Source organism: Delftia sp. PE138 (assembly GCF_018320755.1).
Taxonomy (GTDB): domain Bacteria; phylum Pseudomonadota; class Gammaproteobacteria; order Burkholderiales; family Burkholderiaceae_C; genus Comamonas; species Comamonas tsuruhatensis.
Genome location: NZ_JABEPN010000001.1, coordinates 1,268,645 through 1,292,655 on the forward strand (window position 1 = coordinate 1,268,645; position 24,011 = coordinate 1,292,655).

Sequence of the window (24,011 nt, forward strand, 5' to 3'; positions counted from 1 at the left end):
CTTAGATCACTTTGGCTTCGTTCTTGAGCTTGCTGACCAGGGTCGCCACATCGGGCACCTTCACGCCAGCGCCGCGCTTGGCGGGCTCGGCCACCTTGAGCGTCTTCAGGCGCGGGGCGACATCGACGCCCAGCTCTTCAGGCTTGACCGTGTCCAGCTGCTTTTTCTTGGCCTTCATGATGTTGGGCAGCGTGACGTAGCGCGGCTCGTTCAGGCGCAGGTCGGTGGTGATGACGGCCGGCAGGCTCAGGGCCAGGGTTTCCAGGCCGCCGTCCACTTCACGCGTGACATTCACCTTGTCGCCAGCGACTTCGACCTTGGAGGCGAAAGTGGCTTGCGGCAGGTCGGCCAGGGCCGCCAGCATCTGGCCGGTCTGGTTGGCATCGTCGTCGATGGCCTGCTTGCCCAGGATGATCAGGCCGGGCTGCTCCTTGTCGACCAACGCCTTGAGCAGCTTGGCGACGGCCAGGGGCTGCAGTTCCTCGGTGGTCTCCACCAGGATGCCGCGGTCGGCACCGATGGCCATGGCCGTGCGCAGGGTTTCCTGGCACTGGGCCACGCCGCAGGAGACGGCGATGACTTCGGTGGCCACGCCCTTTTCCTTGAGGCGAACGGCTTCTTCGACGGCGATTTCGTCAAAGGGGTTCATGCTCATCTTGACGTTGGCGATGTCCACGCCCGTGCCGTCCGACTTCACGCGGACCTTCACGTTGTAGTCCACNGGCTGCTCCTTGTCGACCAACGCCTTGAGCAGCTTGGCGACGGCCAGGGGCTGCAGTTCCTCGGTGGTCTCCACCAGGATGCCGCGGTCGGCACCGATGGCCATGGCCGTGCGCAGGGTTTCCTGGCACTGGGCCACGCCGCAGGAGACGGCGATGACTTCGGTGGCCACGCCCTTTTCCTTGAGGCGAACGGCTTCTTCGACGGCGATTTCGTCAAAGGGGTTCATGCTCATCTTGACGTTGGCGATGTCCACGCCCGTGCCGTCCGACTTCACGCGGACCTTCACGTTGTAGTCCACGACACGTTTGACGGGTACAAGGATTTTCATGAGAAAGCTCTTTCCTGGTTTTTGAAGTACGACCTACGCAAGAAGGAACAAGGCAAGTGGCTTGCCGTGGGGCGCAGCACGTTGTCGCATCCTGTTTGCGTAAGTCCTGTGAAGATGGGCGGTCAGCGGGCCAGGCCGGCCAACCGCTCGTTGATCAGTGCATGGGCTTGGTCCATGATGCCGGAGATCAGCTGCTGGACCGTGGGCACGTCGTTGATCAGGCCGGCCACCATGCCACAGGACCAGACGCCTGCGTCCATGTCGCCGTCATGCATGATGCGCGGATAGACGCCGGCCACCTCGGGCGCGATGTCGGCAAAGGTGATGGCCGCGCCCAGCTCGCGCTCCTTTTGCAGCAGGCGCTCGGTGGCCGGGTTGGTCAGCACGCGCTCGGTGTTGCGCAGCGGGCGCATGACCAGGCGCGTGTCCAGCTCGCTGGCCGCGACGATGGCCTGCTTGACGTTGTCGTGCACGGGCGCTTCCTGCGTGGCGATGAAGCGCGTGCCCATGTTGATGCCCTCGGCGCCCAGCGCCAGCGCAGCCACCAGCGAGCGGCCGTCGGCCATGCCGCCCGAGGCGACGAAGGGAATCTTCAGTTCTTCGGCCGCGCGCGGCAGCAGGATGAAATTGGGGATGTCGTCCTCGCCCGGATGGCCGCCGCATTCGAAGCCGTCCACGCTGATGGCGTCGCAGCCGATGGCCTCGGCCTTGAGCGCATGGCGCACCGAGGTGCACTTGTGGATGACCTTGATGCCGGCTTCCTTGAGCGCGGGCAGCCATTTCTGCGGGTTGTTGCCCGCCGTCTCCACGACCTTGACGCCGCCTTCGATGATGGCCTTGACGTAGCCCGGGTAGTCGGGCGGGTTGACCGAGGGCAGGAAGGTCAGGTTGACGCCGAAGGGCTTGTCCGTCATCTCGCGGCAGCGCGCGATCTCGCGCGCCAGCAGTTCGGGCGTGCGCTGGGTCAGGCCCGTGATCAGCCCCAGGCCACCCGCGTTGGAGACAGCGGCGGCCAGTTCGGCCAGGCCCACATGGTGCATGCCCCCCTGGATGATGGGGTGCTCTATGCCAAAGAGTTCGGTGATGCGTGTCTTCATGTCGATGTCACTCCACTGCAATGCCCTTGTCGCGGATCAGCTGGCCCCAGCGCGTGTAGTCCTGCTGGATGCGCTGGCCCAGCTGGGCGGGGTTCTGGAAGGCGGCGATGGCGCCTGCGTTGAGCAGCTTGTCCTGGATGTCCTTGTCGGCCAGGATCTGCTGCACTTCGCTGGCGATGCGGTCGACCACGGCCTTGGGGCTACCCTTGGGCGCCAGCAGGCCGCCCCAGGAGACGGCGTCGTAGCCCTTGATGCCCTGCTCGGCAATGGTCTTGGTGTCAGGCAGCATCGCCACGCGCTGGGGCGAGCCCACGGCGATGGCGCGCAGCTTGCCTGCCTGGATGTGGGGCAGCGCGGCCACGAGGTCGGCATACATGATGGGCACCTGGCCGCCGATGGTGTCGGTGATGGCGGGCACGCCGCCCTTGTAGGGCACGTGCTGCATGTCGAAGCCGGCCATCTGCTTGAGCAGCTCCATGCTCAGGTGGCCGAAGCTGCCGGCGCCCGAGCTGGTGTAGTTGAGCGCGACCTTCTGCGCCTTGGCGTGGGCGATCAGGCTCTTGAGGTCGGTGACATCGGGCAGCAGCGTGGGGTTGACCACGATGACGATGGGCAGGTCATAGACCGTGGCCACGGGCGTGAAGTCCTTGACGGTGTCGTAGCCGGCCTTCTTGTACAGGTGCGGCGCCAGCAGCGTGGGCGTGGCCAGCATCATCAGCGTGTAGCCGTCGGCCGGGCTCTTGGCAACCTGCACGGCCGCGATGGAGCCGGAGGCGCCAGGGCGGTTTTCCACCACCACGGTCTGCTTGAGGCGCTCGCCCAGCTTCTGGCCCACGATGCGCGATGCCGTGTCGGTGGGGCCGCCCGCCGGGAAGGGAACGACCAGCCGCAGCATCTTGCTGGGCCAGCCGGTCTCGGCCAGGGCGCCGCCGGCCAGGCCGGCCAGCAGCGGGGCTGCGGCCAGGGCCAGAACGCTGCGCCGCGTGGGGCGTGCCGGGGATGCGGGATTGCGCGTGTACATGAAGTCTCCTCTCAAAGCTGTCTCAGCAGTCGTCGGTGGCGGCCCGCTGCCGCGGGCCGGAAAAATCAATCAAGCTTTGCGCCAGCTTCCTCCACCAGCGCCTTCCAGATCGGCATGTCGCGCTGGTAGTTCTCGCGGAAGGCCTGCGGGCTGTTCATCAGCGGCATGAAGCCTGCGCCCACGGTGCGCTCCAGCACCTTGGGGTCCTTGGCGATTTCGCGCAGGTGGCCGTAGAGCTGGTCCACGATCTCCTTGGGCACGCCGGCCGGCGCGCCCATGGCCACCCAGCCGTAGATGGCGTAGGCGTCGTCGGTGACGCCCTGTTCATGGATGGTGGGCAGCTTGGGCAGGATTTCCATGCGCTCCTTGCCCGTGACACCGATGGCCTTGAGCTTGCCCGAGTCGATGAAGGGCTTGGTGTTGAGCGCGCTGGAAAAGCACATCTGCAGCTGGCCGCCGATCAGCTCCTGGATCATGGGCGCCTCGCCCTTGTAGGCGGCGTGGGTCATGTCGGCGTCCATGGTCTTGCTCATGTAGGCACCGGCCAGGTGGGCATACGAGCCCACGCCCCAGGAGCCGTACGAGAGCTTGCCCTTGTTGGCCTTCACGTAGGCCAGCAGTTCCTTCATGTTGTTGGCCGGCACCGAGGGATGGACCACCAGGGTGACGGGCGCCGCCGCGATCTGGGTGACCAGGGCGATGTCCTTTTGCGGGTTGTAGGGCAGCTTGGTGTAGAGGAACTGGTTGATCAGCATGGAGGTGCTGAGCGAGACCAGCAGGGTGTGGCCGTCGGCGGGCGCCTTGACCACGGCGTCCGTGCCCAGGATGCCGGCCGCGCCCGCGCGGTTGTCGATGACCACGGGCTGGCCCACGCGCCTGGCCAGGGCCTCGCCGATGGTGCGCGCAATGATGTCGGTGGCGCCGCCCGCGTTGAAGGGCACGACCACGCGGATGGGCTTGGTGGGCCACGCGGCCGGCTTGCCGGCCTGTGCGAGGGCGCTGGTGGCGCCCGTGGCCAGCAGGCTGGTGCCGCCGATGGCGGCCAGCCCTTGAAGAATGTCGCGGCGTGTGACTTGGTTGCTCATGGCTTTGTCTCCTGGGTGTTGCTGTCTATGGGTGCCGTCTTGGTGCGGCATGCAAACCTGGCGGGTCGGGAGCCGGGCATCAATGGCCCCCGTGGAATCAGTCGCGTGATCGGTCCTCTTATCCCTGTTGCGCGGGGGTCTCGGGCAGGGTCAGCACGCCCTTGGACTGCAGCTGCTGCAGCTGCTCGTCGCTCATGCTCAGCAGCCGGTGCAGCACCTCGCGCGTGCCCTCGCCCAGCGTGGGCGGTGCATGGCGTATGGGCAGGCGCTGGCCGTCCAGGCGGTAGGGCGGCGCGAACACGGGCGTGGTGCCGACCACGGGGTGGGGCATGTCACGCAGCAGGCCGCCACGGCGCGTGCGCTCGCTGGTCAGGGCCTCGTGCAGGCCGGCCACGCGGCCGCAGGGGATGCCGGCTGCCGTCAGGCGCTCCAGCAGCAGATCGCGCGGGAAGGAGCGGATCAGTTCCTTGAGCATGGGGCCCAGCTCCAGGCGGTTCTTGGCGCGGTTGACGTTGGTGGAGAAACGCTCGTCCTCGACGATGTCGGGGCGCATCACCACCTGGCGGCAGAACTTGTCGAACTGGGCGTTGTTGCCCACGGCGATGATCAGCGGGCCGTCGGCCGCCTCATACATGCCGTAGGGAACGATGGAGGGGTGGGCATTGCCGTAGCGCTCGGGGTCATGGCCCAGCTGCATGGCATCCAGGCCGTAGTAGCCGGTGATCATGATGCCGCTGTCGTACAGCGCCATCTCGATGAGGCGGCCCTTGCCCGTGCGCTCGCGGCGGAACAGCGCGGCCAGGATGGCCTGGGCCGCGTACATGCCGGTCATGAGATCGACCACGGCCACGCCGAACTTGAGCGGCGGCGTGCCGGCCTCGCCGTTGAGCGCCATGAGGCCGGCCTCGCCCTGGATGACCAGGTCGTAGCCGGGGCGCTTGGCCTCGGGCCCGCTGCTGTCATAGCCGGCCACGGCGCAGTAGATGATGCCGGGCTTGATGGCCTTGAGCTGTTCGTAGCCCAGGCCCAGCTTCTCGGCGCCGCCGGTCTTGAAGTTGTGGATGACCACGTCGAACTGGGGCAGCAGGTCGTGGACGATCTTCACGCCCTCGGGGGTCTGCAGGTCCAGCGTGATGGACCGCTTGTTGCGGTTCATGCTGTTGTAGTAGGTGGTCTCGGTCTTGCCGATGCGCAGGCCCCAGTCGCGCGTGTCGTCGCCGCGGCCCGGGTGCTCGACCTTGACCACTTCGGCGCCGAAGTCGGCCAGCACCATGCCGCACAGCGGCCCCGCGAACACGCGCGAGAGGTCGAGCACGCGCACACCCTCCAGCGGGAAGTCGATGTCGCCCGATTTTTCCTTGCTTGCCATCTTGTCTCCTTGAGATTCCTCTATTCAACAACGTCCATACGGCTCATAACCCTTGCAACTGGCGTGGCCCAAACCCGGGGCGCCTAGCAAGGGCCGCCCCGCAGCGAGGGCGCCGTCCCCCTCCCGCGTAGCGAGAGAGGGGGAAGCGGCGCAGCCGCTCAGGGGGTGCTTCATTTCAGCCGCGCAGCTTGGTGAAGTCGGCAGCGCGCTTTTCGAGGAAGGCGCCAATGCCTTCGCGCGATTCCTCGCTCTCCTGCGAGCGCACCATGTACTGCGCCTCCAGCTCCAGCTGCTCTTCCAGCGTGTTGCGCGGCGCCTGGCGGCACAGGTCCTTGATCAGGGCCATGGCCTGGTCGGGGCCGGTGGCCACCTGGGCGGCCAGCGCCACGGCGTCGGCCTGGGCCTGGCCCGGTTCGGACAGGCGGTTGACGGGGCCCAGGGCATGCAGGCGCTCGCCGCTGATGCGCTCGCCGGTCAGGCACAGCTCGGTCAGCACCTGGCGCGAGACGAACTCGGCCAGGAAGGCGGTGGCGCCGCCATCGGGCGTGAGGCCGACCTTGACGTAGGCGACCGAGAACACGGCGTTCTTCGCCGCCACCAGCATGTCGCAGGCCAGGGCCAGCGACAGGCCCGCGCCGGCCGCCGCGCCTTCGACGGCGGCGATCACGGGCTTGGGAAAGTCGCGCACGCTGCGGATCAGGTCATGCAGGCCTTCGAGCTTGGCGCGTCGCTCCTGCACCGGCAGCTCGCGGCGCTTGGCCAGCTGGCGCAGGTCGCCGCCCGCGCAGAAGTGGCCGCCCTCGCCCGTGAGCACCACGGCGCCCACGGTGGGGTCGGTCGCCGCGCTCTTGAGCGCCGCCGAGACGGCCGCGTAGAACTCGGGCGACAGCGCGTTGCGCGCGGCCACGTTGTTGTTGGACAGCACCAGCACGGCGCCTTCGCGGCGGGTCAGCAGGACTTGGTTCGCTTCGGTCATGGCGGCTTTCCTTGGCTCAGTGCTGGGCGCCCAGGGCGATGTAGCGGGAGAGGTGGTGGTCCTCGTCGCCGAACTGGTGGTCGATCATGACCAGGCGCTTGGCGTAGTGGGCCAGGGGCAGCTCCCAGGTCATGCCGATGCCGCCATGCATCTGGATGCTTTCCTCGGCCACCAGGGTGCCGATGCGGCCGATGCTGTACTTGGCGGCCGACAGGGCCTTCTCGCGCGCCACGCGGTCTTCGTCCGCAATGGCGGCGGCCGCGTTGATCACGGCCGAGCGCGCCTGCTCCACTTCCAGCAGCAGGTCGGCCATGCGGTGCTGCAGGGCCTGGAAGCTGCCGATGGGCACGCCGAACTGCTTGCGCGTGCGCAGGTACTCCAGCGTCTGGTCCTTGGCCACGTCCATGGCGCCCACGGCCTCGGCGGTCAGCGCCAGCACGGCGTAGCCGCTGATACGTTCCAGCAGGGACAGGCCCCGGCCTTCTTCGCCCAGCAGGGCGTCTGCGCCGACCTGCACCTTGTCCAGCACCAGCTCGGCCGCGCGGCCGCCCTCGATGCGGTTGTAGCCGCGCTTTTGGATGCCTGCGGCATTGCCGGGGACCAGGAACAGGCTGATGCCGGCCTCGTCGTACTGGCTGCCCGAGGTGCGGGCCGAGACCAGCAGCAGGTCGGCCTTCTCGCCGAAGGCGACCACGCCCTTGGCGCCGTTCAGCACCCAGCCGTCGCCGCTGCGCACGGCCGTGGTGGCGACGTTGTTGAGCTCGTAGTGGCTGCCGGGCTCGTCATGGGCCAGGGCCGCAATGGACGTGCCGCCGATGATGGCTGCCAGCTGTTCCTTTTGCGCATCGCTGCCAGCCGCGATCAGGGCCTGGCCCACGACCAGGGCGCCCAGCAGCGGCTCGGCCACCAGGCCGCGGCCCAGGCATTCGAAGACCACGCTGATGTCGAAGCCCTGCCCGCCGAAGCCGCCAGCGTCCTCGGGGAACAGCGCGCCGATGGCGCCGATGTCCGCGAACTGGCCATACAGCAGCGGGCTGTGGCCTTCCTCGCCATAGGCGACGTGGTTGCGCGCCTCGATGGCGTACTGCTCGGAGACGAAGCGGTTGAGGCTGTCCGCCAGCATGCGGCGGTCTTCGGTGTGTTCGAAGTTCATGTTCCGTTTTCCTTGCCGGATCAGAGGCCGAGGATCATCTTGGAGATGATGTTCTTCTGGATTTCGTTGGAGCCGCCGAAGATCGACAGCTTGCGGTAGTTGAAGTACGCGGCGGCGGCCGTGGCGGCTGCAGCGTCGCCGATGGCGGGCTGGTCGTAGCCGGCCTGCAGGGCCTCTTCGATGAAGGGCGCGGCGTAGGGGCCCATGGCGCGGCGTACCAGGGACAGGATTTCCTGGCGGATCTCGGTGCCGCGGATCTTGAGCATGGAGCTTTCGGCGCCCGGCACGCCGCCGCCGGCCACGGCGGCGATCACGCGCAGGTTGGTGGTCTTCATGTTCTCCAGGTCGATCTCGACCTTGGCCAGGCGGGCCGCAAACAGCGGGTCCTGCGTCAGCGGCTTGCCGTTGCGCAGCATGCGGCCGGCGACGGCCTTGAGCTTTTCCAGGCCGGCCACCGAGAAGCCCACGCCCGCGATGTTGGTGCGCTCGTAGGTCAGCAGGTACTTGGCGTAGGTCCAGCCCTTGTTCTCCTCGCCGACCAGGTTTTCCACGGGCACCTTGACGTCGGTGAAGAAGACTTCGTTGACCTCGTGCTCGCCGTCCAGCGTGATGATGGGGCGCACTTCCACGCCGGGCGAGTTCATGTCCACCAGCAGGAAGCTGATGCCCTGCTGCGCCTTGGCTTCGCGGTTGGTGCGCACCAGGCAGAAGATCATGTTGGCGTGCTGGCCCAGCGTGGTCCAGGTCTTCTGGCCGTTGACGATGTAGTGATCGCCATCGCGCACGGCCGACGTCTTGACCGAGGCCAGGTCCGAACCCGAACCCGGCTCCGAATAGCCCTGGCACCACCAGTCGGCGCCATTGAGGATGCGCGGCAGCCAGTGGGCCTTTTGCGCCTCGTTGCCGTACTTGATCAGGACGGGGCCCAGCATGCTCAGCCCGAAGGGCACGATGCGCGGCGTGCCCGCCAGTGCGCATTCATGCTCGAAGATGAATTTCTGCACCGCGCTCCAGCCCGGGCCGCCGTGCTGCTCGGGCCAGTGGTTGGCCAGCCAGCCGCGCTCGTTGAGGATGGCGTGCCAGCGCTCCATGTCCTGCTTGGTCAGCTGCAGGCCGTTCTTGACCTTGTGCGACAGGTCCTCGGGCAGCTTGTCCTTGAGGAAGCCGCGAACCTCGTCGCGGAAGGCCAGTTCTTCAGTCGTAAATTGCAAATCCATTGCTATTCCCCAGTAATCCGTGGCGTTGTAAGCCGTTTGCAGCCCTGAAATTGGCGTGCCCTAAGCGAGGGACGCCGAGCAAGGGCCGCCCCGCAGCAAGGGCGTCGTTCCCCTCCCGCGAAGCGAGAGAGGGGGAAGCGGCGCCAGCCGCTCAGGGGGTGCTTATTCAATAAATTTCGAACAGGCCTGCAGCGCCCATGCCACCAGCGATGCACATGGTGACCACGCCCCACTTGACTGACGCGTCCCGGGCCTTGCGGCGCCGGCCTTCCAGCAGGATGTGGCCGGCCAGGCGCGCACCCGTCATGCCGAAGGGATGGCCGATGGAGATGGCGCCGCCGTTGACGTTCAGGCGCTCGTTGGGAATGCCCAGCTTGCGCTGGCAGTACAGGGCCTGTGAGGCGAAGGCCTCGTTGAGTTCCCACAGGTCGATGTCCTCGACCTTGAGGCCGTGGCGCGCCAGCAGCTTGGGGACCGCGAAGACGGGGCCGATGCCCATTTCGTCAGGCTCGCAGCCGGCCACGGCAAAGCCGCGGAAGGCGCCCAGCGGGGACAGGCCCAGGCGCTCGGCCTGCCTGGCTTCCATCAGCACGCAGGCCGACGATCCATCGGACAGCTGCGAGGCATTGCCGGCCGTGATGAACTGGTCCGGGCCCTTGACGGGTTCCAGCTTGGCCAGGCCTTCCAACGTGGTGGAGGCGCGGTTGCAGTTGTCCTTGGTGGCGACCACGTCGCGGTAGGTGATCTCGCCCGTATCCTTGTTCTTCTCGGCCATGCGCGTGGCGCAGGCAATGATTTCGTCCTTGAACAGGTCGGCGGCCTGGGCGGCGGCCGTGCGCTGCTGGCTTTGCAGCGAGAAGGCGTCCTGGTCCTCGCGGCTGATGCCGTAGCGGCGCGCCACGATGTCGGCCGTGTCGATCATGGCCATGTACAGCGCGGGCTTGTGCTCGACCAGCCAGGGGTCCATGTCGGTGGGCAGGTTGTTGCCGGGGCGGATGCCCGAGATGGTCTCGATGCCGCCGGCCAGCATGGCGTCCACGCCCTCGGCCACGATGCGGCCCGCCGCGATGGCGATGGACTGCAGGCCCGAGGCGCAAAAGCGCGTGATGGTCGTGCCCGCGATGGACAGGGGCAGCTCGGCGCGCAGCACGGTCTGGCGGCCCAGGTTGCGGCCCTGGAAGCCGTCGGGGTTGCCGCAGCCCAGGATCAGGTCCTCGATCATGGCCGGGTCGATGCCCGAGCGCTCGACCGCGGCCTTGACCGAGAAGGCCGCCAGCTGGGCGGCGGGCGTGACGTTGAACTCGCCGCGGTGCGACTTGGTCAGGGGCGTGCGGGCAGTGGAAACGATGACGGCTTCGCGCATGGTCGGTCCTTGCTTGTCTCTTGGGAATTTCTATTACTTGTTGTCGGCGCGGCCCAGTCGGGGACACCGAGGAAGGGCCTACGCCGGCCGCGCCACCCCACACCGAGGGTGTCGTCCCCCTCCCGCGTAGCGAGAGAGGGGGAAGCCGCGCAGCGGCTCAGGGGGTGATCAGTTACGCTGCCTTGTTCAGGCTTTCGAAATCGCGGCCTTCTGCCACGAGCTTTTCGAGCAGGGGAGCGGGCTTCCAGAACAGCGCGTCTTCCTTGGCGAATTCGCGGATGTCGGCCAGCACCTTGTCCAGACCTTGCATGTCGGCCCACTTCATGGGACCGCCACGAAAGCGCGGGAAGCCGTAGCCGGACAGGAAGGTCACGTCCACGTCCAGCGGGCGCAGGGCAATGCCCTCCTCCACCACCTTGGCGCCTTCGTTGACCATGGCGGCCATGTAGCGGCGCATGATTTCCTCAGGGGTGAATTGGCGCGGCGTCACGCCCTTCTTGGCGCGCTCGGCATCGACGATGGCCAGCACTTCGGGGTCGGGCTGGCCGACGCGTGCGCCCTGCGGGTAGAGGTAGAAGCCACGGCCCGTCTTCTGGCCGAACCAGCCGCGCTCGCAGACGCGGTCGGCCACTTCGACGTATCGGGCCTTGGGATCGCGCGTGGCAGCACGCCGCTTGCGCGTGGCCCAGCCGATGTCGCCGCCGGCCAGGTCGGTGACCTGGAACGGGCCCATCGGGTAGCCGAAGCCGCGCACGGCCTCGTCGATCTCGTAGGGGCTGGCGCCGTCTTCCATGATGTAGTCGGCAGCCTGCTTGTAGACGGCCAGGATGCGGTTGCCGATGAAGCCGTCGCAGACGCCGGCACGCACGGGCACCTTCTTCATGCGCTTGGCCAGCTCGAAGGCCGTGGTCACCACGTCGGGCGCCACCTTGGCGGGCACCACGATCTCCAGCAGCTTCATGATGTTGGCGGGGCTGAAGAAGTGCAGGCCGATCACGTCCTGCGGGCGCGAGGTGGCGGCGGCAATGGCGTCGATGTCCAGGTAGGAGGTGTTGGTGGCCAGCACGGCGCCGGGCTTGCAGACGCGGTCCAGTTCCTTGAACACGGCCTTCTTGACCTCGAGGTCCTCGAACACGGCCTCGATCACCAGGTCCACATCCTTGATGTCGTCATAGGAGGTGCTGGGGGTGTAGCGCGCCATGACGGCGGCCTTGGCCTCCTCGGTCATGCGGCCCTTGGCGATCAGGCCGTTGTAGACCTTCTCCACATTGGCCTGGCCGCGCGCGATGGACTCGGCGTCGCGCTCGATCATGGTCACCGTGAGGCCCGCGTCCAGCGCGGACACCGTGATGCCGGCGCCCATGGTGCCGCCGCCGATGACGGCGATCTTGGCAAAGTGGCGCGGCGCAGCGGCCTTGGCTTCGGGAATCTTGGCGGTTTCGCGCTCGGCGAAGAAGGCGTGGATCAGGCCGGCGCGCTGCGGGCTGTTCAGGCACTCCACGAACAGGGCGCGCTCCTTGGCGATGCCTTCGTCGAAGGGCAGCTCCACGGCGGCGCGCACGCATTCCACGATCTTCAGCGGCGAGAACAGGCCGCGGCTCTTCTTGGCGGTGTCGGCGGCCAGCGCGTCGAGTTCGGCCAGCGCGGCGGCCTTGTCGGCAATCTCGATGTCACGCGTGCGGCGCGGCGCAGTATTGGTTGCCAGCAGCTCGTTGGCGTAGGCCAGGCCTGCGGCCGTGGCATCCGTGCCGTCCACCAGCTTGTCCACCAGGCCGGCGGCGAGCGCGGCCTTGGCCGACAGGTGCTTGCCGCTGAGCATGAGGTCGGCGGCCGCCTTCACGCCCATCAGGCGCGGTGCGCGCTGCGTGCCGCCAGCGCCGGGCAGCAGGCCCAGGTTGACTTCGGGCAGGCCGAGCTTGGCAGCCGGCAAAGCCAGGCGATAGTGGGCCGACATGGCCACTTCCAGGCCGCCGCCCAAGGCCGGGCCATGGATGGCGGCGACCACGATCTTGTCGGAGGCTTCGAGACGATTGAGCACCTCGGGCAGCGAGGGCGGCATGGCGGGCTTGCCGAATTCGCGGATGTCTGCTCCGGCGATGAAGGCCTTGCCCTCACCCACGATGAGCACGGCCTTGACGGCGGCATCCGATTCGGCCTGCTCCACGGCAGCCAGCAGGCCGGCGCGCACGGCCTGGCCCAGGGCATTCACGGGGGGGTTGTTGATGCTGACCACCAGCACGGCGCCGTCAAGGCGGGTCTGGACCACGGAAGCCTGGGCTTGTTCGCTCATCTGCATGTCTCCGAACTTGGGTTTTCCACTCAAAACATCCATTCTTGCCACGACAATGGTTCTTTACAATCCCATGAATGATTGACAGACTGTAAAAACGTATTTGACAACCCCCTGAGCGGCTTACGCCGCTTCCCCCTCTCTACCCGCTTCGCGGGGGAGGGGGACGACACCCTCGGTGCGGGACGGCCCTTCCTCGGTGTCCCTCGCTTTGGGTTGCGCCAGTTTTATGCCCTCTGCTCTTGCGCTCGATCTCGCTGTTTTGCTTGGTGAACTGAATGGATCTGAACTCGCTAACCCTGCTGGTGGAAATCATCGATAGCGGCAATCTGAGCCAGGCGGCGCGCAAGCTGAAGATGACGCGGGCCAATGTGAGCTATCACCTGACGCAGCTGGAAAAATCGGTGGGGGTGCAGCTGGTGCGGCGCACCACGCGGCGCGTGGAGCCGACCGAGGTGGGGATGCGGATGTACGAGCATGGCCGCGCGATCCAGAACGAGATGATGTCGGCGCGCGAGACGATCACGTCGCTGGGCCAGGGGATGGCAGGGCGCGTGGGGCTGAGCGTGCCCAGCGGCTATGGACAGATCGTGATGAGCGACTGGCTGATCGAGTTCAAGCGGCTGTATCCGGCCATCGTGCTGGATGTGCTGTTCGAGAACCGGGCCGACCATTTGCGCGACGAGGTGGACATCGCCATCCGCGTGATCCAGGAGCCGCCGCTGTCGGTGATTGCGCGCAGCCTGGGCAATGTGCACTACGTGGCCTGCGCCTCACGCGAGTATGCGCAGCAGCACGGCCTGCCCACCACGCTCTACGAGCTGCGCAACAGCCCGCTGATCACGGCCGGCGTGATGGGCCGCCAGCTGCGCCTGTCGGCCTACCAGGGAACGGACCGCCAGGAGGTGCTGCTGGCGCCGACCATGATCTCCGAGCACTTCCCCTTCCTGCGCCAGGGCATTCTGGCGGGCCTGGGCGTGGGCCTGGTGCCCGACTACGTGGTGCAGGACAAGGTGGCCAGCGGCGAGGTGGTGCTGACCCTGCAGGAGTACCGCCTGAGCATCTTCGGCACCCACATGTACCTGCTGTACCTGCCCGACCGCCACCAGACGCGGGCCGTGCGCACCTGCATCGACTTCCTGCTGGCCAAGGCCGGCCAGGGTGGCAGCGCCGACGCCGCCGCCACCTGACTCAGCGGCGATACCAGCCGCCGGGACGCTGGTACCAGCCGCGCGGCCCATGGTCCCAGCGGTGCGGGCGCCAGGCATAGCCGGGATGCGGCGGCGCCGCCCAATAACCAGGACGCCAGGCATAACGGCCGCCACCCCAGCCCCAGGAGCCGCCGATCCAGACATGGACCGGCGAGGGAGCGACCGGAATGACCTCGGTCTGCACCGGCGGCGGCGCCATGGGCGCATAGACCACCTCGCCCGAAGGACCTACGGGATAGGCAGGCGCCACCACGCAGCCGGTCAACGCCACCGCAGCGGCAGCCAGGACCAGGGTAGGAACCAGGCGACGGCCCGGCGTTTGAATGAATACAGGCTTCACGATGCACTCCTGGCCGCGCTTAGTACGGCCATGCAGATACAACGAAAAAGCCCCTGCCGGTTGTTGACAGGGGCTTGTGAAGCCTGGGTAAAGATCAAGTCTGGCTGTACGTGGGGTTGAGACGGGCCCTACATCCAAGGGTTCAAGACGCGCACTCCATGAACTTGGAACGGCTCGAAGTCCTTGATGTTGCGGGTGACCACGCACAAGCCATGCACCTTCGCCGTGGCCGCGATCAGGCTGTCGGCCAGCGGCCGCGGCGCAGGCACGTGGTAGGCCGCGTTTTCCATGGCCACCATCGCATCCACTGGCAGTACACGCCCCTGAAAGGCCGTGAACACGCGCTCCACCAGCCAGCGGCGCAGCACCTGCCCGGCAATCGGGTCTTGCCGGGCTTTCAACTGCACGCCTTTCTCCAGCTCCATCAGCGTGATCGCGCTGATGAAAAGGGACTCGGCCGCGACCGATTGCGCCCAGGCCACAACGCCATCGTTCGCGCGGCCCGACGATGCCTTGCGCAGTTCGGAAACGACGTTGGAGTCCACCAGATACATCAGGACAGGTCCACGGCGCGCGGCAAATCCTTCGCGCGCTCAATGTCGAAATCGATATCGGCGGCCTCGGGCATGGCCAGCAATTGAAGAATGTTCCGGGTCTGCCCCGACAGTTCACGGAATTTCTCAATGCTCATCAGCACGTGGGCAGGTTGCCCCCGGTCCAGGATGTAGACCACGTCATCACCACTGGCCGCTTTCTTGGCAGCGGAAACATGCTGGTTGAATTCACGGCTGCTGAAGGTCGAAATCTGCATGACGCACCTCCGTCAAAGAAAATGCTTGTACGTTACTACATTCGCAAAAATGGAGTACCGGACAAGCATTTCTGATGGGGCTTCGGGAAGCGGAGCCCAGTCAATGACCGGGCCCCACTGGACAGGCTCCAGCGTGTCGAACCTGATCCTGAATCAGAGGTTCTGCGCGTTTTGCAGCGCGGCAATGCGCTCTTCGATCGGCGGGTGGGTCGAGAACAGCTTGCCGATGCCACCGGCAATGCCCATGGCGGCCACGCTCTTGGGCAGCTCGCCGGGGTGCATGCCGCCCAGGCGGGCCAGGGCGTTCATCATGGGCTGCTTGCGGCCCATGAGCTGGGCGGCACCCGCGTCGGCGCGGAATTCGCGCTGGCGCGAGAACCAGGCCACGATGATGGCGGCCAGGAAGCCCAGCACGATGTCCAGCACGATGGTGGTCACGTAGTAGCCGATGCCGGGGCCCGAGCTGCTTTCGTCGTTCTTGCGCAGGAAGCTGTCCACGGCATAGCCGATGACGCGCGACAGGAAGACCACGAAGGTGTTCATCACGCCCTGGATCAGGGTCATGGTCACCATATCGCCATTGGCGATGTGGGCGACCTCGTGGCCGATGACGGCCTCCACCTCTTCGCGCGTCATGCCTTCCAGCAGGCCCGTGGACACGGCCACCAGGGCCGAGTTCTTGAAGGCGCCGGTGGCGAAGGCATTGGGCTCGCCCTCGTAGATGCCGACTTCGGGCATGCCGATGCCGGCACGGTCGGCGAAGCCGCGCACGGTGTTGACGATCCAGGCCTCATCGGCGTTGCGCGGCTCGTTGATCACGTGCACGCCCGAGCTCCACTTGGCCAGCGGCTTGGAGATCAGCAGCGAGATGATGGCGCCGCCAAAGCCCATGATGAAGGCGAAGCCCAGCAGGGCCCCGAGGTTCAGGCCATTGGAGGTCAGGAAGCGGTTGACGCCCAGCAGGCTGGCGACGATGCCCAGCACCACCACGACGGCGACGTTGGTCAATAGAAAAAGTGCGATGCGTTTCATCAGTGGGTTCTCCACAAAGTGGGGAAAGGGGGAAGGATCTGGGCCCTGCAGCGTTGAAAAGTGAGGGCCGGACCGGCTGTTTTCAAGCCGGGTCCTGCGCCGTTGTCATTCCTTGTTGTGATGCTTGTACGGAACGGGGCGCCCGGAACACGAGAGAGTCATCATAGAAGGAAAAGTTCTCGTTTTCGCGCCACCAGCCGGGCACGCCCAGCACCGGCAAGGGCGCAAAAGGCTTGGCCGCCAGCGTGTCCGGCTCCAGCCAGGCGCTGGCGGCCAGCCAGGCGTCGATATCCGCTGCGCCAGAAGCCGGCGTGGCGCCTGCACCATCCGTGTGCACGCACAGCACATGGGCCGTGATGGGCTTGCGCGGCTGCACCAGCTTTTCCAGCAGCGCATGGCCTATGGGCAGCAGCCTGGCCTGGCGCCATAGTGCGCGCTGCTCCACGAAGAGCTGGTGCCAGCGCCGGTGGCGCAGCGCCTCGCACAGCGCGGCCGGCGCCAGCAGCAGGGCGCCGTTCTCGTCCAGCACGGTGACGGCATCGCGCAGCGGCCCGCGCTGCGCGCCCACGCCCGCCTGGGCAATGGCGCCGGCCTGCAGGGCATTGCAGCGCTGCTTGAGCGCGGGCCAGCGCAGCCAGATCAGGCCGTTGAAGAAGTCATGCAGGTTGTCGCGCGTGGGGATGCAGCGCGTCTCGAAGATGAATTGCTCGTAGGCCATGCCTTCGGGCAGATCGTGCTGGGGCACAAAGCGCCAGGGCAGCGCCTGTGCGTCGGCCAGTGACTGCAAGGCCTGCCAGACCGGCCGGCCCTGCGCCACCTGCAGGCAGGCCGCCCTGCCCTGCGTTTGCAGCCCCTGCAGCCAGGGCGCATTCCAGTCGATGGGAAACGTCAATTGCCGGACGGCCTGGACTGCGCCTTGGCCAGGCGCTTGTCACGCACGGCCACGCGCGAGGTGCCCTCGTCGCGCATCTCGAAGGCCTGCGTGGCCGCCAGCAGCTTGGTGAGCGTGGCATAGCCGTAGTTGCGCGCATCGAACGAGGCCTTGTTGCCGATCTGCGCGCCCACGGCGCCCACATGGGCCCAGCCGCTTTCGTCCTGCGTGGCGTTGACGGCGCTGCGCAGCATGTTCAGCAGGCGCGTGTCCTGGCGCAGCTCCTGCGAAGGAACGCGCAGGCAGGGGCGCTGCGGCTCGGGAACGGACAAGGAGGCAGGTGCCTGCTCGGCCTGGGCCGGCGCGCGTTCCTTGCCGGCACCGTTGGGCGGCTGGGGCACGGCGGCGGCCGATGCAGCCACGGGCGGCACCGCCGCCTGGCTTGCCTCATGCGCGGCGTCCTGGCCATTGCCGTTGGCGGGCGCCGCCTCGCCCAGCGCTTCCAGGTACAGGAAGCGCGAGCAGGCATTGACGAAGGGTTGGGGTGTCTGCGCCATGCCGAAGCCGTAGACGGCCGCGCCCTTGGAGCGCAGGTGCATCACCAGCGGGGTGAAGTCGGCGTCGGAGGAGACGATGCCGAAGGCGTCGGGCCGCTCGGTGTAGAGCAGCTCCATGGCGTCCACGGTCATCGCCATGTCGGTGGCGTTCTTGTGCTTGGAGTAGTCGAACTGCTGCATCGGCCGCAGTGCGAAATCCAGCAGCTTGCGCTGCCAGCCGCTGAGCGAATGCTTGGTCCAGTTGCCGTAGGCGCGGCGGATGTCGATGACGCCGAAGGTCGACAGCTCGGTCAGGATCTCGTCGATCATCTCGGCCGGCGCGTTGTCGGCGTCGATCAGCAGGGCGATGCGCGGTTGCGGCTCAGGCATGGCAATCCTCTGGCGGGTGGCAGTCCCGCCAGCTTAAACCAGCTTCCAGGGCAGGGCTTCGCCGGAGCGCAGCGGCTTCAGTTGCGCCTCGCCGAAGGCGAAGCTGTCCGGCGGCGTCCAGCTCTCGCGCACCAGGGTGATCTTGCCGGTGTTGCGCGGCAGGCTGTAGAAGTCCGGGCCGTTGAAGCTGGCGAAGGCTTCGAGCTTGTCCAGCGCGCCGGCATTGTCGAAGGCCTCGGCATACATCTCGATGGCGGCGTGGGCGCTGTAGCAGCCCGCGCAGCCCGTGGCGTGTTCCTTGAGATGGGCCGCGTGCGGCGCGCTGTCCGTGCCCAGGAAGAATTTGGGCAGGCCGCTGGTGGCTGCCTCGACCAGGGCCAGGCGGTGCGTCTCGCGCTTGAGCACGGGCAGGCAGTAGTAGTGGGGACGGATGCCGCCCGTGAAGATGGCGTTGCGGTTGAACAGCAGATGCTGGGGCGTGATGGTGGCGCCCACGAAGCGGTCGGCCTCGGTCACGTACTGGGCGGCTTCGCGCGTGGTGATGTGCTCGAAGACGATCTTGAGTTCGGGGAAGTCGCGGCGCAGCGGGATCAGGTGCTGGTCGATGAAGGCGGCTTCGCGGTCGAACAGGTCGATGTCGCTGCTGGTGACTTCGCCGTGCACCAGCAGCAGCAGGCCTTCGCGCTGCATGGCTTGCAGCGTGGGGTAGATCTTGCGCAGGTCGGTGACGCCGTGGTCGCTGTTGGTGGTGGCGCCAGCCGGGTAGAGCTTGCAGGCCACGACGCCGGCCGCCTTGGCGCGCACGATTTCCTCGGGCGGCAGGTTGTCGGTGAGGTACAGCGTCATCAGCGGCTCGAAGGCCATGCCCTCGGGCACGGCCGAGAGGATGCGCTGCCTGTACTCCAGCGCCTGCTCGGCAGTGGTCACCGGCGGCTTGAGGTTGGGCATGATGATGGCGCGCGCAAACTGCGCGGCCGTATGCGGCACCACGCTGCGCATGGCTTCGCCATCGCGCACGTGCAGGTGCCAGTCATCGGGACGGGTGATCGTGAGGGTGTCGGTGGAGGCGGTCATGGTGCGCTATTGTCCCATTGCCGGGCCGGCTGCGGCCGCGCGCCCCAGGCCGGCAAGATCGACCAGCGTCAGCCGCCCATAGGCGGCCTGCAGCAGGCCGCGCTGCTCCAGCAGGCGCAGCTCCTTGTTGATGGTCTGGCGCGAGACCGACAGCATGGCGGCCAGGTCGCTCTGCGAGATGCGCAGCACCACGCCCTGCCCGTCGGGCGCGGGCTGGCCATGCGTGGGGGCCAGCCGCGCCAGCAGCTCGGCCACGCGGTTGTCGATGTTGCTGAAGGCGTGGCGCTGCTGGACGACGATCAGCTCGTGCATGCGTGCCAGCACCAGCAGGCAGATGTCCTTCCACAGCAGCGGATGGGCATCGAGCAGGGCCAGGAAAGACTCGCCGGGGATCTCCACCAGCACGGTGGGCTGGTGCGCGTGGTAGTCGTAGACGAATTGCGTGTGCTCCAGCAGCCGCGCCAGGCCCACGATGTCGCCCGCGCTGTGCATGGACAGCACGAAGCGCGAGCCCGTGGCGTCCACGCCGCCCACTTCCACGCAGCCCGAAGCCACCACCAGCACCTCGCGCCGCTTGGGGTCGGCGGCGCGCACCTGCTGGTGGCGCTCGTAGCGGCCCAGGCGGGACAGCGCCGTCAGCTCATCGAGCACCTCGGGCGGCCAGTTGCGCAGCATGCGGCACAGGCCCAGGGCGCGGCGGATCAGCGCCGAAGGGTCGGCCACGGGAGCAGGCTTGGAGCGCATGGTTCTCTCACGATGTCGAAGGCCCCGGGTTAGTCCGGTGCCCATGTACCGCCATTTGTCAATGGCTTGACAGAGTGCATCCCCTGTCGCTCGGGATAGTAGCAAGCAAGCCACCGGGCAAAGCATCCGGGGCGCTACCAAGGAGACAAGTTCGTGAAGCACAAGCATTGGCTGGCCGCCGGCGGCATGGCGGCCCTGGGCACGTCCGCGTGGGCCCAGGGCAGCGTGGAGATGTTCGGCATCGTCGACGTCCACATCAACAGCGCAAGGTCGGGCGCCACGCGCCTGAGCCGGCTGGAGGACGGGGGCAGCGCGGCATCGCGCATCGGCTTTCGCGGCAGCGAGGACCTGGGCGGCGGCCTGCGTGCCCAGTTCATGCTGGAGGCCGGCGTGGCGCCGGACACGGGCCTGGGCACCATTCCCGGCCCGGGCCTGGCCTTCACGCGCCAGGCCTGGGTGGGGCTGAACAGCGGCTGGGGCGCCGTGGAGATGGGCCGCATGTACACGCCCATGTTCGGCGCGCTGTTCCGCGCCGATCCGCTGGGCATGAACGCGCTGTTTTCCTCGCTGAACCTGGTGTCGGCCACCGATGCCCAGGCAGGCCTGCGGCCGTTTGCGGCGCGGGCCAACAACCTGGTGCGCTACCGCACGCCGGCAGGCCAGCCCTGGCTGGCGGACCTGGCCTATTCCTTCGGCGAAGCGGCTTCACCGAACAGCAGCAACGGCCGCCTCTACGGCGCCACGCTGGGCTGGAACCAGAAGCCCTGGTTCCTGGCCTACAGCTTCCAGAAGTCCGTGGAAGGCAGCGCCGCCGCACCCGTGGCCGCGCCCGCCACCAGCCAGTACCAGGCGTTGTCGGCCAGCTGGGAAGCCCTGAATGGGCTGCGCCTGACGGGCAACTACGTCATCAACCGCGTGGACCGTGCAGGCACACCCAAGGCGAGGCTGGCCCAGCTGGGCGCCGATTGGAGCGTGGATGCGCGCTCCAAGCTGCTGGTCTCGGTGGCGCGGCGCGAGGTGGGCGGCACGGACCGCGCCCAGAACACCTGGACGCTGGGCTACGACTACGCGCTGAGCAAGCGCACCGTGCTCTACGCGCGCTGGCTGCAGCTGGGCAACGCGGCCAATGCCTCGGCCGCCATTGCCAACGTGCCGGTGGCCGCCAACAGCGGCGACGGCGTGCGGTCCCTGGCGCTGGGCGTGCGCCACAACTTCTGAGGGACACCCATGACCGACAGCCATTGCTTCGACACTTCCCGGCTCGACGCGCTGTTCGCGCCGCGCTCCATCGCCGTGGTCGGCGCCTCGGACCAGGCCAGCAAGATCGGCGGCATTCCGCTGGACTACCTGCTGCGCTTCGGCTACGGCGGCGCGCTGTATGCGGTGAACCCGCGCGCCAGCCGCGTGCAGGGCCTGCCCGCGCACGAGCGGCTGGCCGCCATCGGCGCGCCGGTGGACCTGGCCATCGTCGCCGTGCCACAGTCGCAGGTGGCCGGCGTGCTGGAGGATGCGGCCGCCGCGCGCGTGCAGTCCATGGTGCTGTTTTCCTCGGGCTATGCCGAGACCGGCTCCGACGGCACGGCCGCCCAGCAGGCGCTGGCGCGGCGCGCGCAGGAGGCGGGCATACGCCTCATCGGCCCGAACTGCCTGGGCTTCATGCGCCCCGGCCACCAGGTCTACGCCACGTTCTCGCCCGCGCCGGGCGGCGGCCTGGTGCGGCCCGGGCGCATCGGCATGGTCAGCCAGTCGGGCGCCTTCGGTGCCTATGCCTACAGCCTGGCGCGCGAGCGCGGGCTGGGCCTGTCGCTGTGGGCCACCACGGGCAACGAGGCCGATGTGCAGCTGGCCGATGGCCTGGCCTGGCTGGCCCAGGACCCCGAGACCGACGTGATCATGGCCTACATGGAAGGCTGCCGCGACGGCCCCCGGCTGCGCGCGGCCCTGGCCCTGGCGCAGGAGCGCGGCAAGCCCGTGGTCATGTGCAAGGTGGGCACCAGCGCCCTGGGCGCGGCCGCCGCCGCATCGCACACGGCCTCGCTGGCGGGCAACGATGCGGTCTATGACGCGGTGTTCCGCCGCTACGGTGTGCTGCGCGCGCATTCCATCACCGACTTCTTCGCGCTGGCGGCCAGCGCCTCCATCGCGCGGGCCCCCAAGGGGAGGTCCATCGGGCTGTTCACGGTCTCGGGCGGCGTGGGCGCCATGATGGCCGACGACGCCAGCGCAGCCGGCCTGGACGTGGCACCGCTGTCCGATGCGGCCCAGCGCCAGCTGCGCGAATGGGTGCCGTTTGCCGCGCCGCGCAACCCCGTGGACATCACGGGCCAGGTCACCAACGACATGACGCTGCTGGAGCGCAGCGCCCGCCTGATGCTGGCTGACCGGCAGTTCGACAGCTGGCTGGGCTTCTTCGCGGCAGGCGGCCTGTCCGACGCCTTCTGGCCCGTGCTGCAAAGCCTGGTGCAGACGCTGCGCACCCACCATCCGGACACCCTGCTGGCCGTCAGCACGCTGTGCCCGCCCGAGCGCCGCGATGCGCTGGAGGCGCTGGGCTGCCTGGTGTTCGCCGACCCGGGCGCAGCCATACGCTGCATTGGCGCGCTGGCCCGCCTGCATGAAACACCGCAGGCGCTGCCCGCGATGGCCGATGCAGGCAGCGCACTGCACCTGCCGGCGGGCACGCTGTCGGAGCAGCGCAGCATGGCCCTGCTGGCCGAGGCCGGCGTGCCCGTGGTGCCGCACCGGCTGGTGCGCACGGCGGCCGAGGCAGCGCAGGCCGTGCAGGCCGCGCAGGAGATGGGCGGACGCATTGCCCTCAAGGTCTGCAGCGATGCCATCGCCCACAAGTCCGACGTGGGCGGCGTGGCACTGAACCTGGCGGATGCGGCCGGCGCCCAGGCCGCCTTCGACCGCATCCTGGCCAATGCGCGCCAGGCCCGGCCCGAGGCGCGCATCGACGGCGCGCTGGCCGCCCCCATGGTGCAGGGCGGCGTGGAGTGCATCGCCGGCGTGCACCGCGACCCGGTGTTCGGCCCGGTGCTGATGTTCGGGCTGGGCGGCATCCATGCCGAGATCCTGCGCGATGTCTCGCTGCGCCTGCTGCCCATCACGCGGGACGACGCGCTGGCCATGGTGCGCGAGCTGCGGGCCTTTGCCGTGCTGGACGGCGCGCGCGGCCGCCCCCGCGTGGACCTGGACAGCATTGCCGACACGCTGTGCGCCCTGGCCGGCTTTGCGCAGCGCGCAGGCGCCACGCTGGAAAGCGCCGAGATCAACCCCCTGATCGCCCGCCCGCGCGAGGACGGCGGCTGCGTGGCCGTCGATGCGCTGGTCATCGGCAGGGAGGCTGCATGAAAGCCAATGCCCATTCCATCTCCCGCCCGGAGGCCACCATGAACACACCCCTGCTGCGCACCGCCGCACTGACCTGCCTTGCCCTGGCCTGCAGCGCCGCGCCGGCCCAGGACGGCTATCCCGCCCGGCCCGTGCGCATCGTCGTGCAATACCAGGCCGGCGGCTCCACCGACACCGTGGCGCGCATCCTGGCCGAGGGCCTGACCAAGCGCCTGGGCCAGCCCGTGGTGGTGGACAACCGCAGCGGCGCGGGCGGCATCATCGGCACCGAGCATGTGGCCAAGAGCGTGCCCGACGGCCACACCCTGCTGCTGACCGTGCCCGGGCCCATCACGGCCAACCTGGTGCTCTACAAGAAGCTGCCCTACGACCCGCGCACCGAGCTGCGCATGGTCTCGGACGTGGTCTCGCCCTCCATGGTGATGGCCGTCAATCCGGCCGTGCCGGCCAAGGACTTCAAGGGCCTGGTCGAGGCCGTGCGCCAGTCGCCGGGCAAGTACGCCATGGGTTCCTGGGGGGCGGGCACGCAGCCGCACCAGGTCCAGGTCTTCATGGACAAGGCCTACGGCCTGCAGTCGCTGCACGTGGCCTATAAGGGCGAGGGGCCCATGTCCATCGACCTGATCAGCGGCGTGATCCAGATGACGCTGGGCTCGGCCGCTACGCTCAAGCCCTTCATCGACGCCGGCAAGCTGCGCGCCCTGGCCGTGGCCGGACCGCGCCGCAGCAAGGCCCTGCCCGATGTGCCCACCTTTGCCGAGCAGGGCTACCGCGAGCCCGTGTATGCCATCACGGGATCGATCTCGCTGATGGCGCCCGCGCGCACGCCCGACGCCATCGTCGAACGCCTGGGCCGCGAGGTCGCCGCCGTGATGCGCGAGCCCCAGGTGCGCCAGCGTGTCGAGGCGCTGGGCCTGGAGGCCCAGGGCAACAGCCCGGCCGAGGCCAGCGCCGCCTACGCCGCCTTTTTGCCCGTGGCGCTGGACCTGGCGCGCTCCACGGGCGTGACCCTCGACTGACCCCCCT

Annotated in this window: 22 protein-coding genes and 1 pseudogene; 4 read left to right on the plus strand and 19 right to left on the minus strand. The window is 68.1% G+C overall.

The annotated features are described in order from the left end of the window. Nucleotide 1: 1 nt before the first annotated feature. From HFGMBDPB_RS05710 to HFGMBDPB_RS05755, 11 genes and pseudogenes are all read right to left on the minus strand, one after another. Entirely contained in the window at nt 2-742 is a 741-nt protein-coding gene (locus HFGMBDPB_RS05710) for an electron transfer flavoprotein subunit beta/FixA family protein (RefSeq protein ID WP_502757461.1), read from the minus strand. Then, nucleotides 734-1,051 (minus strand): annotated as a pseudogene (locus HFGMBDPB_RS30020) (electron transfer flavoprotein subunit beta/FixA family protein); the annotation flags it as partial. The gene HFGMBDPB_RS05710 and the pseudogene HFGMBDPB_RS30020, both read right to left, overlap by 9 nt. A 122-nt stretch (nt 1,052-1,173) precedes the next feature. Further along, complete coding sequence (locus HFGMBDPB_RS05715) at nt 1,174-2,148, minus strand: NAD(P)H-dependent flavin oxidoreductase (RefSeq protein WP_012203331.1); 975 nt, start codon at nt 2,146-2,148, stop codon at nt 1,174-1,176. A gap of 7 nt (nt 2,149-2,155) precedes the next feature. Next, on the minus strand, nt 2,156-3,169 hold the full coding sequence (locus HFGMBDPB_RS05720) for a Bug family tripartite tricarboxylate transporter substrate binding protein (RefSeq protein WP_047326165.1): 1,014 nt from the start codon (nt 3,167-3,169) through the stop codon (nt 2,156-2,158). 65 nt (nt 3,170-3,234) lie between these two features. Beyond that, on the minus strand, nt 3,235-4,254 hold the full coding sequence (locus tag HFGMBDPB_RS05725) for a Bug family tripartite tricarboxylate transporter substrate binding protein (RefSeq protein ID WP_016450303.1): 1,020 nt from the start codon (nt 4,252-4,254) through the stop codon (nt 3,235-3,237). Between the two features lie 118 nt (nt 4,255-4,372). After that, nucleotides 4,373-5,623: a CaiB/BaiF CoA transferase family protein gene (locus HFGMBDPB_RS05730; RefSeq protein ID WP_016450302.1), complete on the minus strand. Its 1,251-nt coding sequence runs from the start codon at nt 5,621-5,623 to the stop codon at nt 4,373-4,375. Between the two features lie 175 nt (nt 5,624-5,798). Further along, on the minus strand, nt 5,799-6,599 hold the full coding sequence (locus HFGMBDPB_RS05735) for an oxepin-CoA hydrolase, alternative type (protein WP_013804147.1): 801 nt from the start codon (nt 6,597-6,599) through the stop codon (nt 5,799-5,801). Nucleotides 6,600-6,615: 16 nt separating this feature from the next. Continuing rightward, nucleotides 6,616-7,752, minus strand: coding sequence for an acyl-CoA dehydrogenase family protein (locus HFGMBDPB_RS05740; RefSeq protein WP_046986936.1), 1,137 nt, complete (start codon nt 7,750-7,752; stop codon nt 6,616-6,618). A 20-nt stretch (nt 7,753-7,772) separates the two neighbouring features. After that, on the minus strand, nt 7,773-8,969 hold the full coding sequence (locus HFGMBDPB_RS05745; protein ID WP_016451776.1) for an acyl-CoA dehydrogenase family protein: 1,197 nt from the start codon (nt 8,967-8,969) through the stop codon (nt 7,773-7,775). 166 nt (nt 8,970-9,135) lie between these two features. Then, the gene (locus HFGMBDPB_RS05750) at nt 9,136-10,332 is read right to left on the minus strand and encodes an acetyl-CoA C-acyltransferase (RefSeq protein ID WP_012203324.1); all 1,197 of its coding nucleotides are present in this window, start codon (nt 10,330-10,332) and stop codon (nt 9,136-9,138) included. A gap of 172 nt (nt 10,333-10,504) precedes the next feature. Continuing rightward, on the minus strand, nt 10,505-12,622 hold the full coding sequence (locus tag HFGMBDPB_RS05755; protein ID WP_133073955.1) for a 3-hydroxyacyl-CoA dehydrogenase NAD-binding domain-containing protein: 2,118 nt from the start codon (nt 12,620-12,622) through the stop codon (nt 10,505-10,507). 278 nt (nt 12,623-12,900) lie between these two features. Between HFGMBDPB_RS05755 and HFGMBDPB_RS05760 the strand changes: the two genes are divergently transcribed. After that, nucleotides 12,901-13,812, plus strand: a complete 912-nt coding sequence (locus tag HFGMBDPB_RS05760) for a LysR family transcriptional regulator (RefSeq protein WP_016450297.1) — start codon at nt 12,901-12,903, stop codon at nt 13,810-13,812. Nucleotide 13,813: 1 nt separating this feature from the next. Here the strand turns inward: HFGMBDPB_RS05760 and HFGMBDPB_RS05765 are convergent, their stop codons facing one another. The 8 genes from HFGMBDPB_RS05765 to HFGMBDPB_RS05800 all read right to left on the minus strand — a co-directional run bounded on the left by HFGMBDPB_RS05765 (nt 13,814) and on the right by HFGMBDPB_RS05800 (nt 19,631). Then, nucleotides 13,814-14,173, minus strand: coding sequence for a YXWGXW repeat-containing protein (locus HFGMBDPB_RS05765; protein WP_126311328.1), 360 nt, complete (start codon nt 14,171-14,173; stop codon nt 13,814-13,816). A 128-nt stretch (nt 14,174-14,301) separates the two neighbouring features. Then, nucleotides 14,302-14,727, minus strand: a complete 426-nt coding sequence (locus tag HFGMBDPB_RS05770; protein WP_016450295.1) for a type II toxin-antitoxin system VapC family toxin — start codon at nt 14,725-14,727, stop codon at nt 14,302-14,304. After that, on the minus strand, nt 14,727-14,984 hold the full coding sequence (locus HFGMBDPB_RS05775; protein ID WP_016450294.1) for a type II toxin-antitoxin system Phd/YefM family antitoxin: 258 nt from the start codon (nt 14,982-14,984) through the stop codon (nt 14,727-14,729). The genes HFGMBDPB_RS05770 and HFGMBDPB_RS05775 overlap by 1 nt, the downstream gene beginning before the upstream one ends. A 153-nt stretch (nt 14,985-15,137) precedes the next feature. Then, nucleotides 15,138-16,016, minus strand: coding sequence for a protease HtpX (htpX, locus tag HFGMBDPB_RS05780; protein WP_013804154.1), 879 nt, complete (start codon nt 16,014-16,016; stop codon nt 15,138-15,140). An 82-nt stretch (nt 16,017-16,098) separates the two neighbouring features. Next, nucleotides 16,099-16,908, minus strand: a complete 810-nt coding sequence (locus HFGMBDPB_RS05785; protein WP_126311326.1) for a DUF3025 domain-containing protein — start codon at nt 16,906-16,908, stop codon at nt 16,099-16,101. After that, entirely contained in the window at nt 16,905-17,813 is a 909-nt protein-coding gene (locus HFGMBDPB_RS05790) for an NYN domain-containing protein (RefSeq protein ID WP_043789946.1), read from the minus strand. The genes HFGMBDPB_RS05785 and HFGMBDPB_RS05790 overlap by 4 nt, the downstream gene beginning before the upstream one ends. A gap of 33 nt (nt 17,814-17,846) precedes the next feature. Continuing rightward, nucleotides 17,847-18,887 carry a dihydroorotase gene (gene pyrC, locus HFGMBDPB_RS05795; protein WP_047469741.1) on the minus strand — a complete coding sequence of 347 codons (1,041 nt, stop codon included), beginning with the start codon at nt 18,885-18,887 and terminating at the stop codon, nt 17,847-17,849. A gap of 6 nt (nt 18,888-18,893) precedes the next feature. Further along, a complete protein-coding gene (locus tag HFGMBDPB_RS05800) occupies nt 18,894-19,631 on the minus strand; it encodes a Crp/Fnr family transcriptional regulator (RefSeq protein WP_016451782.1) in 738 nt (245 codons plus the stop codon). Nucleotides 19,632-19,784: 153 nt separating this feature from the next. On the opposite strand from HFGMBDPB_RS05800, the gene HFGMBDPB_RS05805 reads away from it, so the two are divergent. Genes HFGMBDPB_RS05805 through HFGMBDPB_RS05815 form a run of 3 tightly spaced genes read left to right on the plus strand, consistent with a single transcriptional unit; the run spans nt 19,785 to nt 24,004 of the window. Then, nucleotides 19,785-20,849, plus strand: coding sequence for a porin (locus HFGMBDPB_RS05805; RefSeq protein ID WP_212645053.1), 1,065 nt, complete (start codon nt 19,785-19,787; stop codon nt 20,847-20,849). 9 nt (nt 20,850-20,858) lie between these two features. Next, on the plus strand, nt 20,859-22,985 hold the full coding sequence (locus tag HFGMBDPB_RS05810; protein WP_133073957.1) for an acetate--CoA ligase family protein: 2,127 nt from the start codon (nt 20,859-20,861) through the stop codon (nt 22,983-22,985). Beyond that, nucleotides 22,982-24,004 (plus strand): Bug family tripartite tricarboxylate transporter substrate binding protein, encoded by a 1,023-nt coding sequence (locus tag HFGMBDPB_RS05815; RefSeq protein ID WP_212645054.1) that lies wholly within the window; start codon nt 22,982-22,984, stop codon nt 24,002-24,004. The genes HFGMBDPB_RS05810 and HFGMBDPB_RS05815 overlap by 4 nt, the downstream gene beginning before the upstream one ends. Nucleotides 24,005-24,011: the final 7 nt, after the last annotated feature.